Source organism: Nitrospina sp. P1_D6 (genome assembly GCF_052156615.1).
Taxonomy (GTDB): domain Bacteria; phylum Nitrospinota; class Nitrospinia; order Nitrospinales; family Nitrospinaceae; genus Nitrospina.
This window is the reverse complement of the sequence record NZ_JBQKUN010000001.1, coordinates 766,674-778,306: the sequence shown is the minus strand read 5'-3', so window position 1 is coordinate 778,306 and position 11,633 is coordinate 766,674. Positions and strand designations below refer to the sequence as shown.

General features: G+C 54.9%; 13 protein-coding genes. 8 read left to right on the top strand and 5 right to left on the bottom strand.

What is annotated here, in order from left to right; genetic code table 11:
* From ACTRXA_RS03660 to ACTRXA_RS03640, 5 genes are all read right to left on the bottom strand, one after another.
* The coding region (locus ACTRXA_RS03660; protein ID WP_442425858.1) for a DNA-directed RNA polymerase subunit omega at nucleotides 1-132 on the bottom strand (132 nt) is incomplete at its 3' end.
* Nucleotides 133-215: 83 nt separating this feature from the next.
* Nucleotides 216-1,250 (bottom strand): low-specificity L-threonine aldolase, encoded by a 1,035-nt coding sequence (gene ltaE, locus ACTRXA_RS03655; protein ID WP_442425849.1) that lies wholly within the window; start codon nucleotides 1,248-1,250, stop codon nucleotides 216-218.
* Nucleotides 1,251-1,253: 3 nt separating this feature from the next.
* Nucleotides 1,254-1,568: a hypothetical protein gene (locus ACTRXA_RS03650; protein ID WP_442425848.1), complete on the bottom strand. Its 315-nt coding sequence runs from the start codon at nucleotides 1,566-1,568 to the stop codon at nucleotides 1,254-1,256.
* Nucleotides 1,569-1,729: 161 nt separating this feature from the next.
* On the bottom strand, nucleotides 1,730-2,920 hold the full coding sequence (locus tag ACTRXA_RS03645) for a porin (RefSeq protein ID WP_237100790.1): 1,191 nt from the start codon (nucleotides 2,918-2,920) through the stop codon (nucleotides 1,730-1,732).
* A 137-nt stretch (nucleotides 2,921-3,057) separates the two neighbouring features.
* Nucleotides 3,058-4,341, bottom strand: coding sequence for an ammonium transporter (locus ACTRXA_RS03640; RefSeq protein ID WP_442425847.1), 1,284 nt, complete (start codon nucleotides 4,339-4,341; stop codon nucleotides 3,058-3,060).
* Between the two features lie 561 nt (nucleotides 4,342-4,902).
* Here ACTRXA_RS03640 and ACTRXA_RS03635 point away from each other — a divergent pair.
* The 8 genes from ACTRXA_RS03635 to flhB all read left to right on the top strand — a co-directional run bounded on the left by ACTRXA_RS03635 (nucleotide 4,903) and on the right by flhB (nucleotide 11,501).
* Nucleotides 4,903-5,433 (top strand): flagellar basal body-associated FliL family protein, encoded by a 531-nt coding sequence (locus tag ACTRXA_RS03635; protein WP_442425846.1) that lies wholly within the window; start codon nucleotides 4,903-4,905, stop codon nucleotides 5,431-5,433.
* 76 nt (nucleotides 5,434-5,509) lie between these two features.
* On the top strand, nucleotides 5,510-6,490 hold the full coding sequence (fliM, locus tag ACTRXA_RS03630; RefSeq protein WP_442425845.1) for a flagellar motor switch protein FliM: 981 nt from the start codon (nucleotides 5,510-5,512) through the stop codon (nucleotides 6,488-6,490).
* Nucleotides 6,491-6,493: 3 nt separating this feature from the next.
* The gene (gene fliN / locus ACTRXA_RS03625) at nucleotides 6,494-6,871 is read left to right on the top strand and encodes a flagellar motor switch protein FliN (protein ID WP_442425844.1); all 378 of its coding nucleotides are present in this window, start codon (nucleotides 6,494-6,496) and stop codon (nucleotides 6,869-6,871) included.
* A 286-nt stretch (nucleotides 6,872-7,157) separates the two neighbouring features.
* Nucleotides 7,158-8,573 carry a flagellar biosynthetic protein FliO gene (fliO, locus tag ACTRXA_RS03620; protein ID WP_442425843.1) on the top strand — a complete coding sequence of 472 codons (1,416 nt, stop codon included), beginning with the start codon at nucleotides 7,158-7,160 and terminating at the stop codon, nucleotides 8,571-8,573.
* Nucleotides 8,573-9,334 (top strand): flagellar type III secretion system pore protein FliP, encoded by a 762-nt coding sequence (gene fliP, locus ACTRXA_RS03615; RefSeq protein ID WP_442425842.1) that lies wholly within the window; start codon nucleotides 8,573-8,575, stop codon nucleotides 9,332-9,334. The genes fliO and fliP overlap by 1 nt, the downstream gene beginning before the upstream one ends.
* 12 nt (nucleotides 9,335-9,346) lie before the next feature.
* On the top strand, nucleotides 9,347-9,616 hold the full coding sequence (gene fliQ, locus ACTRXA_RS03610; RefSeq protein ID WP_005011441.1) for a flagellar biosynthesis protein FliQ: 270 nt from the start codon (nucleotides 9,347-9,349) through the stop codon (nucleotides 9,614-9,616).
* Nucleotides 9,616-10,392 (top strand): flagellar biosynthetic protein FliR, encoded by a 777-nt coding sequence (fliR, locus tag ACTRXA_RS03605; protein WP_442425841.1) that lies wholly within the window; start codon nucleotides 9,616-9,618, stop codon nucleotides 10,390-10,392. The genes fliQ and fliR overlap by 1 nt, the downstream gene beginning before the upstream one ends.
* A gap of 35 nt (nucleotides 10,393-10,427) precedes the next feature.
* Nucleotides 10,428-11,501, top strand: a complete 1,074-nt coding sequence (gene flhB / locus ACTRXA_RS03600) for a flagellar biosynthesis protein FlhB (RefSeq protein WP_442425840.1) — start codon at nucleotides 10,428-10,430, stop codon at nucleotides 11,499-11,501.
* Nucleotides 11,502-11,633 lie beyond the last annotated feature (132 nt).

The window sequence follows — 11,633 nt, the reverse complement described above, 5'->3', positions numbered from 1 at the left end:
TTCCTTCACTTCAATCGTGGGTTGGGCTCCTTTTTCCAGCTGGTGGATTCGCTGGGCCACCAGGATGCATAGCAGATACCGGCTCTTCACCACATCCAGTGCTTTCTTTTCCAAAACAAGAATTTCTTCCATTCGGTTTCCTTACCTTTATACGTTAAAAACCTAAATTTTAGAGAGTTCCCCACTCCCTGTCAAAGTATTCCTGCAGGACGGGACTATTTTAAAACTTCGCGCAGAATGTCCAAGGTCGTTTTCACCATGTCATGAGTGATATGACGATGCACGACCGCCCGGAACCAGCCGTCACCCATGTGCAGGATGCGGACTCCCTGGTCATCAAGAAAACGCTCCAAAGCCTCTGCACCCATGTCCGGATGCTGGAGCTTAAAAAACAGGATGTTTGTGTGGACCCGGTCACAGTTGATCTGGATACCCGCTGTCTTGTGAAGGCCTTGTGCCAGCTCCCTGGCGTTCTGGTGGTCCTCGATAAGCCTCTCCGTATGGTGGGTCAGGGCCTCCAGGCCGGCAGCTGCCAGGATTCCCACCTGCCTCATGCCTCCCCCCACCATCTTTCGCCACTTGCGGGCGCGAACAACCCAGTCAGCGGGACCACAGATGAGGGATCCCGAGGGTGCCGACAAGCCCTTCGACAGGCTGAACATGACGGAATCCGCGTCCCGGGTGAGGGCAGCGGGTTTCACCCCCAGCGCCACCGCGGCATTGAACAGCCGGGCTCCGTCCAGGTGGATTTTCAGCCCGTGGTGATCCGCCAGTTCCCGGACTTCCTGCATGTAATCGGTTGTCAGGGGATAGCCCCCGCAGTAGTTGTGGGTGTTTTCCAGGCAGATCAGCCGGGTTGGCGGATAATGCACGTCCTCTTTGCGAATGGCGGCTTTGACCTCCCCCATATGGAGAGTCCCGTCGTCCCGGTTGGCCACGGGGTGGGGGTGGATTCCCCCCAGTGCGGACAGTCCCCCGACTTCGTTGATGAAAATATGGCTGCGGCGGCCGAGAATGATTTCGTCACCGCGCTGGCAGTGGGTGAGGAGGCTGACCAGGTTGCCCATGGTGCCGCTCGGTACGAACAAGGCGGCCTCCTTACCCGTTTTTTCCGCTGCCAGTTCCTGCAGTCGGTGCACGGTGGGGTCTTCGTCGAAAACATCGTCTCCCACCTCGGCATTCGCCATGGCCTGCCGCATGGCATCGGTCGGGTGGGTCAGGGTGTCACTGCGGTAATCGATAATCTGCATGGATCAATCCTGTTTCTTTTCTGAACGGAAACGCTGGATGCGGTAATACACCAGCGACAAAAGGAAGACCGGGACGGCAAAGCCACCCAGGATGATCTGCCGGGCCAGGGAAGAGGAAAACTCCAGGGCCACCAGCAGACGGTACTGCTGGGTCACCACCAGGGCGAGGATCACCGCGACAATCAGCATGTACCCCATGCGTTTCGATCCCTTGCCGCCCGGAAACACCATCGAATGCGCGATGAAGTTCAACCCCAAAAATAGCAGGCCGCTCAGGAACATGAGGTAAACGATGAAATTCTGGGTATCGGTCAGCAATGGAAGTCGGCCCCGGTTGGTTGGTCTTGCCGTATTTTATCCGCTCACCGCAGCAGATCAAAGTCCTTTACCGGGTGCGCCGCCCCCGTGTCCGGGATGGCGCAAAAAAAAGCCCCGGGGCAACCCGGGGCCAGGAGGTGTTGTGGAAACTTCGACCTTGGTCAAAAGTGAATCAGGGTGTTGAAGGCCACTGTATCCTGATGCCGGGTTCCGGTGCCCGACTGGGTTTCGAACACACTCAGGTTCGACTCGTCGTGGCGGTATTCCACGCGAATGATCATGTTCTGCAGAACGCGGAATTCCGGGGTGATGGTGAATTCGCGCAGGCTGTTGTTGACCGCGCCGAGACGGAATCCGTCCTGATCCCGGAACCAGGCGGAACGCACGTTGAGCGAAAACCACTTGTTGAAGTCATAACGCACGATTCCGGCGACACCCCACCAGGTGGCGGTGCCGGCGCCGGGACCCGAGTTCTGCTCCGATCCGTAATCCGCGTTCAACTGGAGGGCCAGCTGGTTGGTGATTCCGATGTCGATGACCGTATCGAAAATATTACGCCAGTTGTCGTTGCCCCTGTCGGTGCCGAGAGTCCCCTGGTTCCCGCCCATGTAGTTGAACAGAATGCTCACATTCTCAAACGGCAGGTAGCCGATCTGTGCGCCGAAAGACTTTTCGGAGTTGTTGTCCGTGGTGCCCGCTTCCTCCCAGTTGTTGGCGATCATGAACATGACGCTCCACTTTTCGTTGATGTCGTAGGAGGCCCGGATGCCGGTGTGCGTGAACGGAATACCCCAGCCGAATACAAACGTCCGGGAAAAGTTCGTGTTCCAGCCGTCGTAACCGTCGAACACTTCCGCTCCGACATGGGTGACGAACTTGCCGAAATCAATTTTCAATCCTGAGCCGACGGGGGCGTTCCAGGTTACATAAGATTGCTGAAGGTCAAAATCGTCGTCGCCGGTTGCAAGTCCTCTCACATTGGCTCCGGAGGTGGGCGAGCTCCGCAACCGCTGGGCGCCCTCCGGCAGGCTGAAGCCGAAGGTGAGGTCGAACCGGAATCCGATGTCGCCTTTATCGTCGGCCTGTTTCAGGAACACCAGTTCCGTGTTGTCCAGTTTGAAGCTGTTGTCGTCCTGATCGAATATGCGGACGCAGGCGGTGAGCGGCGCCACGCCACAGTTGGTATTTGTCAGGGGACGGTTGAAATTATAACTGTAAGAAGATGAGACGAAGCCATGCACCTCCACGTCTTCCAGTAGTTTGAAGACGTTGGACGCGGCCTGGGCTCCGGTGGCGAATGCGATCGATAAGAATGCCAGCCCCGCGGCCAGCAATTGGAATTTGCCTTTCATCACTCCCCCTTAATGCCTGATAAGGCTTGGATGGAATCGCCGCCACCCGGGAGGATCCTCCCGATCCGACCCGGTGACGGCAAGTGAACTGACCCGTGGTTTCCGGCAGGTGCCGGAATCCTCCCTTACTGATAAATTCATACGAGGTTGTAGCCGGATTCCCCGTGCTGGGTGGCGTCGAGGCCGATTTCCTCGTCTTCCTCATCCACCCGGAACCCGACCACCTTGTCCACCGCCACCACCAGACCGTAGGTGACGACGAAGGAGTAAAGCGCCGCTGCGGCGACGCCGATCACCTGCACGCCGACCTGTTTCAGGTTGCCGTCCAACAGTCCTGTTCCCCCATGAGTGACGAACAGGCCGGTGGCCAGAGCGCCCCAGGCTCCCCCGACCCCGTGGATGCCGAACACGTCCAGGGAATCGTCGATGCCTTTTCGGTGCTTCAGGATGACAGCCAGGTAGCAGACCATGCCCGCGATCACGCCAATGACCATGGCCCACAGGGGAGAGACGAAGCCCGCCGCCGGGGTGATGGCCACCAGGCCCGCGACGATTCCCGATGCCGCACCCAGCGCACTGGGTTTTCCGGCTTTCACCTGCTCTGCAATCAACCAGCCGATCATCCCCGCCCCGGTAGCCACCTGGGTGTTGGTGAAGGCCAAGACGGCGTTCTGGTCCGCTGCAAGCGCGCTTCCGGCGTTGAAACCGAACCAGCCGAACCACAGCAGGCCCGCGCCCAGCAGCACCAGGGGCAGGTTGTGGGGAATCATCATGGGTCCGGGAAAGCCCCGGCGTTTCTTGAGGTAGAGGGCCGCCGCCAAACCCGCCACGCCGGAAGATATATGGACCACCGTGCCGCCGGCGAAATCCAGGGCCCCCAGCTCACCCAGCCAGCCACCCCCCCAAACCCAGTGGCAGATGGGGTCGTAAACGATGGTGGACCAGATGAAAATGAAGATCACGTAGGCTTTGAATGACACCCGCTCGGCGATCCCCCCACTGATCAGGGCCACGGTGATGATGGCGAACATCAGCTGGAACATGCTGAACAGGTACTCCGGAATGGTCCCGCTCAACGTGTCGACCTCGGTTCCGTTGAGGAAAACTTTGTCAAAACCCCCCACGAACCCGCCGATATCACTGCCGAATGAAAGCGAATAGCCCACCAGCACCCACTGAATGGTGATCACCCCGAGAGGAATGAAGCTGTGCATGATGGTGCTCAGCACGTTTTTACGCCGCACCATGCCGCCGTAAAAGAGAGCCAGGCCGGGAAGCATCAGCATGACCAGCGCAGATGACACGAGGATCCAGGCGGTGTCGGCGCCGTTGAGTTGCGGGGCTTCCTCTGCATATGCCGGAAGAGCCCACAACAACCCCAATCCGATCGGGAAAATCGCATATTTAAAAAATCGACCCATTTTTCAGTCCTCAATTGATTGAAGTAGTTGCCCCCTACCGGGTAGGCGGAATCGGCGCACCTGCGGCGCTATATTAAGGAGACTTAATCAATTCCTGTACCCACAACGGGTTGAGGACTGAAATAAATGGAAAAAAGCCTGCAAACGGTTTTAATTGAGGGGGTTGGGTGGAGTGGATAACAGGGTCAGGCCGGAATGAAGGGTGGGACTTTGGAAAAGGCAGGTTCCAAGGTGCTGAGTTTTGCGGATGTTTCCAGCAGGGATGCTGAAAAAATAATCACAAATTCATTCAAGTATCCCTTATTTTTACCGTGAAAGAACTAGGCCATGAACCATATGAAGACCGTTTGGAGACCCTGCTTCAGTCAAGAACTTGACATGAAAAGTCAAAAAATGGGTTTCCCCGGGTACTTGAACTATTGATAGAAAAATATTAACTCTTTATAATATTTAAAGTTACCCGGATTTAGAAGCGGGTCTGGCCTTGGCACAGTCTTTGCTCATTATTCATTCGAATTGGAATGAAATGGCCACAATGCCCATTGATCGGGAGGAAGGCGCATGGCTCAGCAGGAAAAACAGGAAGGTGTCGATCAGATTATTGATGAGGTTCCCCCTCAACGCGGGGTGAGCCGTGGATTTCTGCTCACTCTTCTCCTGATTGCGGGACTCGCGGTGGGCGGGTATTTTGCCTTCCTGAACTTCATACAGCCGCAGATGGAAGCCAAAAAGCAGGGTCAGGACCTTCAGGTCCCCGGCTCGAAATTCGCTGACAAGGAACCCGGGGAAATGGGTGTCATGTACCCCATGGAACCGTTTCTCATCAACCTCGCGCGCAGCAACGGCAAGCAGTTCCTGAAAGTCAGCCTGACCCTGGAACTCAGTTCCCCGGAGGTTCGCCCTGAGGTCAAGGCCAATGAATTCAAGATTGTGGATTCCATTCTGCTTTTACTCAGCAGCAAAACACGGGAGGACGTCATTTCCCTGCAGGGCAAGTTCAAGCTGAAGGATGAAATTGCCACGCGGGTGAACCGGTTTCTGGTGATGGGCCACGTCAAGGACGTCTATTTCTCGGAATTCATCGTTCAATAATGGATTTTGAGCGTGTATATTGGTTACAGGGCCCAATGGGCCCGAATCCGGTAAACGAGTTTACCAGGCTCTGAATATGGCACAGGTATTATCCAAAGGTGAAGTCGATGCCCTCCTTCGCGGTGTCAGCGAAAACCAGATCGAGGTGGAAGCCGACATCACGGAAGAGGAAAAGGGGGTCGTTCCTTACGACCTGACCAGCCAGGAAAAGATCATCCGGGGTCGCCTGCCGACCCTGGAAATCATCAACCAGTTCTTCTCCCGGCTTTTCCGCAACTCCTTTTCGGGGATGATGCGGCGCTCCGCCGATGTCAGCACGGTGTCCACCGATTCGCTGAAGTTCGGCGATTTCCTGCGTTCCCTGCCGGTTCCTTCCAGCCTGCACGTATTCCGCATGGAACCCCTGCGCGGATTCGGACTGATCGTCATGGAAAGCAGCCTGGTGTTTGCGCTGGTGGACAACTTCTTTGGCGGCACGGGCTCGTCCGAGATGAAGAATCAGGGCCGGGACTTCACTTCCATTGAAATGCGCATGACGCGCAACGTCATCCAGCAGGCGCTGGAAGACTGGGCCAATGCGTGGAAACCGGTTCACCGCGTCAAGACCTCTTACGTGCGTTCCGAGATCAACCCGCAGTTCGCTGCCATTGTTCCGCCCACCGACGTGGTGCTGATCATCGTGTTTGACATTGAGATGGAGCGGGCCTCCGGCACCATCACCATCTGCCTGCCGTACACGGCGATCGAGCCGGTATTGCCGAAACTGAAAGCGAACTTCCAGAGTGAGCGGATGGAGGCCGACAAGGTCTGGATTCGCCGCTTGCGCGAGGAGTTGATGCAGACGGATGTCGAGTGCGTGGTGGAGTTGGGTAAAACCGCCATGACCCCCCGCAAATTGCTGCAGCTCCAGGTGGGCGATACCCTGATGCTCGGCAACGATGTCTCCGATCCGTTGACGGTCAAGGTTGAAGGCATCAAGAAGTACATGGGCCACCCCGGTGTTTCCCGGGGAATGAAGGCCGTACAGATTTCCAAAATCATTGAAAGGGAAGAGTGACCTATGGCTGAATTCGATGACAATGAACTGGGCGCACTGGACGACCTGGATAAATTCGAGGATTTCGAATTCGACAAGGAAGCCGGAGACGAGGAAATCGAGGGTGAAAAAACCAAACGCGATTCTCGGCTGGACCTCATTCTCGATATTCCGCTCACGGTGACGGTCGAATTGGGGCGCTCGAAAATGTTGATTCATGACCTGCTTCAACTCGGGCAGGGTTCGGTGATCGAACTCACCAAGATGGTGGGCGAGCCCCTGGAAGTCCTGGTCAACGACAAGCTGGTGGCTCGCGGCGAGGTCGTTGTGGTCAACGAAAAATTTGGCGTACGCCTGACCGACATCGTTTCCCCAATGGAACGCGTGCAGTCTCTTGGTTGACGTACCTGCGATCGCCAAAAATCCAACCCACCCCCGATCTCGGGGTGCGCTTTACCGCTCCGTTCGCACTCCTTTTTTCTTCGTTTAGCTCTTGCTGACGCCCTCCGGCCTCAAGGGGAGTTTACACAACCCCTTTGGTTATAAGAGGTTTTGGGCCTCTCTCCTTTAACTCTCTGAATTTCAAGAAGTTTGCCAACCGCATGGTATGGCCTTTGCATTTTTAGGGTTGAACCCATTGTCTGTCGGGTTTTTTGACACGTTCAACTCTTAAAGGTGGGAAGGCGTTATGGAGTGGAAACGGTTTGGTTTGGCCTGGGCGCTGGTCCTCAATTTTCTGGTTTCCGGCGCAGCCTGGGCTCTGCCGCTGACGGAATACAACAAGCTTCGTGATGTGAGGGTGCAGGAGACGGAAGAGGGGCTCCATATCCAGCTCCAGTTCCGGCACCCGCCCGATAATTTCCAGGCACCCGTTTTTTTTCAGAATTCAGTTCAGGTCGATCTGCCCTTTGCCTACCTGGCTCCGGCCAAGCAGTACTTTCCCACTGGTGACGATGAGATTCGCCAGGTGTATGCATCCCAGTACAACAAGGAACTGCTGCGCATCCGGTTTATCATTGGCGATCGGCGACAAGGATTGGAAAAACGGTTCCGAATTTCCCGCAATGGGAACAACATTGATGTTCTCGTGCGCAATGGGGGCAGCGCCTCCAAGAAATCCAGACTCGTGCCGTCGCCCAAAAGCGCGGACGATCCTTTGAGCGATTTCCTCGCATCCGGACCTTCTCATATCGAGGTCCCCAAAACCGGACCGCAATCCATTTCAAGTGGAACCGAAAATGAATCGGGCTCCCAATCTCCGGATCCGTTCGTGGAATTGCTTGACGAAAGCAAGACCCAGCCCGCCAAACAAAAGGTGACTTCCACCAGTACGGCAAAAAAGGAAACGTTGTCGGAGATGGTTGGAACCGCGTTTCGTAAAGATAAAAAAGGGAAGGGCACAACCGAATCCAGAGGCATTCCGGAAAAGGAAACGAGCACGGTACTGCAGAAAGAGGAAACCTCGGGTGGACCGGATATCTTTTCTGCCGGTTTAAAAATGTTTTACACGCTGGCGCTGGTCCTGGGGTTGATGTTTCTTCTGTTTCACGTGTTCAAAAAATATGTCTGGAAAAACGGGGTATTCGGCACCGAGAACAAACCCATCAAGGTGCTGTCCACGGGATTTCTAGGACCGAAGAAAAGCATTGCTCTGGTCGAGGTGGCGGGTGAAGTACTGGTGCTCGGTATTGCAAACGAAAACATTTCCCTTTTGGCGAACGTGGAGGACCCGGACCAGATCGACCGTATCAAGGGTGGATCGTATGTGCCGACCTCCTCCCGGATTCGAAAAAAGGAAGCAACGAGCGTGCAGGCGCCCACTGTTGCCGGCACCGCAATGAAGGAAGAGGATCCGGTGATGGAGGAAGAGGAAAGCGCACCGGAGATTACAACCGCAACGGATGAGCCGCCCAAACCTTCCGTGCCTCCTCACAAGCGTGTCGATGCTTACGAGCGTGTGGTGAAACAACCCAAAACCACCAATCCGTTTCCCGATTTTGTTAAGCAGTTTGCAGATGACCAAAGTAAAAACGACGGAGCGGATTCGGTTAAAGGTTTGGAGCAGCGCCTTAAGAAAACTCTTGAAGGCAACAGGGGGAAGTGATGCGGAGAATTTTACTCACATTCATGGGCCTCCTGGTCCTCACCGCATTTTTTTCGGCGGGACCGGTTGCCGACGCGCAGGCGATCCCCATGCCAAGTATCCAGGTGGGCGTGGAGAACACGGAAGAACCGGAGGCGATGTCCACCGCCCTTCAGATCCTGGCCCTGCTCACCATTCTCACACTGGCTCCTTCCATCCTCATCCTGATGACATCGTTTTCGCGCATCGTCATTGTGCTGTCGTTTCTGCGGCAGGCTATGGGAACCCAGCAAACCCCGCCGACGCAGGTGCTGGTGGGGCTGGCCCTGTTTCTGACGTTTTTTGTGATGAGTCCGGTATTGACCCAGATCAACTCGGAAGCCCTTCAGCCTTATCTAAATGAGGAGATCTCGCAGGGCGAAGCGCTGGAGCGGGCGCAGGCCCCGATCAAGGGGTTCATGCTGCGCCAGACCCGCAACAAGGATCTCGACCTGTTCCTCAATATTTCCCAGGATGAACGGCCTGATACGGCGGAAGAGGTGAGCATGGCCGTCGTGGTTCCGGCGTTTGTCATCAGTGAATTGAAAACGGCGTTCCAGATTGGTTTCCTCATCTACATTCCGTTCCTCATTCTTGACATGGTTGTGGCCAGTATCCTGCTTTCAATGGGTATGATGATGTTGCCGCCGGTGTTGATTTCGCTTCCCTTCAAATTGATGCTGTTTGTCATGGTGGATGGCTGGCACCTGACGGTGGGGTCGCTGGTGAAGAGCTTTTTCTGACGAGGCTAGAGGATGACCGAACAGTTCATAATTGATTTTGGAATGAATTCCATCAAGACCACGCTGTTGCTTTCTGCCCCAATGCTTGGTTTTGGATTGCTCACCGGGCTCGTGGTTTCCATCTTTCAGGCGGTGACTTCGATCCAGGAACTCACACTGACTTTCATCCCCAAAATCCTGGCGGTGTTTCTGGCTCTGTTTCTCTTTTTTCCCTGGCTGTTGCAGATCATCATTGGGTTCACCGAAAACATCCTTTCCAACTTTCCTTCCCTGATAGGCTGATGGACCTGTTCAATCTGTCTTACACGGATTTCGAACGGTTTTTGTTTGTCCTGTTTCGGGTGGGTGCCTTCATTATTTTTGTTCCCTTTTTCGGAAGCACCCAGTTTCCCTCAAGGGTGAAGACCGGCCTCATTCTGCTCCTGAGCGTCAGCCTGTACCCACTGGTTCCGGAAGCCGCTATTGCTCCCCCGAAGGGGCTTCTCGGCCTGTCGGTCATGCTGTTCTCGGAGATGCTTGTTGGATTTTCCATCGCTTACGTCATGCGAATGATTTTCACGGCGGTTCAGATTGCGGGAACCATGGTGGATTTCCAGATGGGGTTCGGTGTCGTCAACGTCATTGATCCGCAGACCCAGTCTCAGGTATCCATCACCGCCCAGTTCCAGAATATCTTTGCGACGTTTCTTTTTCTCGCCCTCAATGGGCATCACCTCACCGTTCACGCCCTGGTGGAAAGTTTTGAAATGATCAATCCCCAGCAGTTCGCGTTTTCGGCCTCAACGGTTGAATTCATTTTGCAGGTGTTTGCCGCCACATTTGTGGTAGCCATAAAAATTGCCGCTCCGGTGATGGTGATTCTTTTCTTCATCAGTGTCGGCCTGGGTTTGGTTGCGCGCACCGTTCCTCAGATGAATGTTTTCATCGTCGCGTTTCCATTGCAGATCGGTGTGGGGCTGCTCATGGTGGGTCTCACGTTTTCATTTTTTACCGTTCTTTTAAAAAAACAGATTGCTGAAATGCCGGCATGGGTGATGGGTCTCATGCAGACGTTTTAAATTGAGGCGTTCCCCTATGGGAGTAGGTACCAGGTATGGACGAAGAGAATAAAGATCAGAAAACAGAAGAGCCATCAGCGAAACGAATTCAGGACGCGGAGGAGCGGGGTAACTTCGCGCACAGTCGCGAACTGACTTCCGCTTTCATCCTGATGATGGCGATTCTGGCCTTTGCGCTCGGCGGTTCCTTCGTCACCAAAAAAATGATGGCCACCTGGCACAACCTCATCAGCCAGGCGCACACTGTGGAGCCGACCATTCCCGCCATGCGGGAGCTACTCGCATGGATTGTGCAGAACGTTTTCACCATCTTGAGCCCCATCCTTGTTTCTATCATGGTTGGAGGAATCGTCGTCAATCTCATGCAGACGGGCGGCCTCAGGTTTTCCGGTCATCCCCTCATTCCCAAATTCAACAAACTCAACCCCATCAACGGCACCAAACGCCTGTTCTCCATGGTTGCGTTGATGGAGCTGTTCAAGTCGCTTTTCAAGGTCACTCTCATTTCGCTCATCGCATTTTTCACCATCCGGAGTCATTTCTCTGAAATTCCGGCGATGACCGACTTTGGAGTGGGGCAGATTCTGACCTTCATGGGCCGGGTCGGGCTGGAAATCATGATCCAGGTTCTCCTGGTGCTCATCGTGCTTGCGTTCATCGACTACATGTTCCAGCGCTTCACGTATATGAAAAACCTGCGCATGACCAAGCAGGAGGTGAAAGACGAACGGAAGGACACGGAAGGTAGCCCGCAGGTCAAGCAACGCATTCGCAGCGTGCAACTGGAAATGATGCGGCGCCGGATGATGGCCGCCGTACCGGATGCGGATGTGGTGGTCACCAACCCGACTCACTATTCCATTGCGATCAAATACGACCGGGATCGGCACGATGCACCGGTGGTGGTGGCGAAGGGGATGGGGCCGGTGGCGCTTCGCATCCGTGAGATTGCCAAAGAAAACGGCGTGCCCCTGGTGGAAGACAAGCCCCTCGCAAGGCTCCTGTACAAGACAGTGGACATCGGTCAGTACATCCCGGCGGAGCTCTACCGCGCTGTGGCGGAAATCCTCGCGTACGTGTACCGCCTGAAGGGAATCAAAATGGTATAGATATTGCTAATTTATTGTATTGATGAGTTTTAGGACCTGATTTTCAGGTGCCCCGTGACCCGACGGGAACTATAACATATTATAAATAAATGGGTCCGGGGGTTCCTCCAGAGTTGGGGACGGCGTCAAAAT

Coding starts and splice junctions, on each gene's coding strand:
- ltaE (WP_442425849.1), bottom strand. CDS start 1,250: ATGCAGATTATCGATTACCGCAGTGACACCCTGACCCACCCGACCGAT.
- ACTRXA_RS03645 (WP_237100790.1), bottom strand. CDS start 2,920: ATGAAAGGCAAATTCCAATTGCTGGCCGCGGGGCTGGCATTCTTATCG.
- ACTRXA_RS03640 (WP_442425847.1), bottom strand. CDS start 4,341: ATGGGTCGATTTTTTAAATATGCGATTTTCCCGATCGGATTGGGGTTG.
- ACTRXA_RS03635 (WP_442425846.1), top strand. CDS start 4,903: ATGGCTCAGCAGGAAAAACAGGAAGGTGTCGATCAGATTATTGATGAG.
- fliM (WP_442425845.1), top strand. CDS start 5,510: ATGGCACAGGTATTATCCAAAGGTGAAGTCGATGCCCTCCTTCGCGGT.
- fliN (WP_442425844.1), top strand. CDS start 6,494: ATGGCTGAATTCGATGACAATGAACTGGGCGCACTGGACGACCTGGAT.
- fliO (WP_442425843.1), top strand. CDS start 7,158: ATGGAGTGGAAACGGTTTGGTTTGGCCTGGGCGCTGGTCCTCAATTTT.
- fliP (WP_442425842.1), top strand. CDS start 8,573: ATGCGGAGAATTTTACTCACATTCATGGGCCTCCTGGTCCTCACCGCA.
- fliQ (WP_005011441.1), top strand. CDS start 9,347: ATGACCGAACAGTTCATAATTGATTTTGGAATGAATTCCATCAAGACC.
- fliR (WP_442425841.1), top strand. CDS start 9,616: ATGGACCTGTTCAATCTGTCTTACACGGATTTCGAACGGTTTTTGTTT.
- flhB (WP_442425840.1), top strand. CDS start 10,428: ATGGACGAAGAGAATAAAGATCAGAAAACAGAAGAGCCATCAGCGAAA.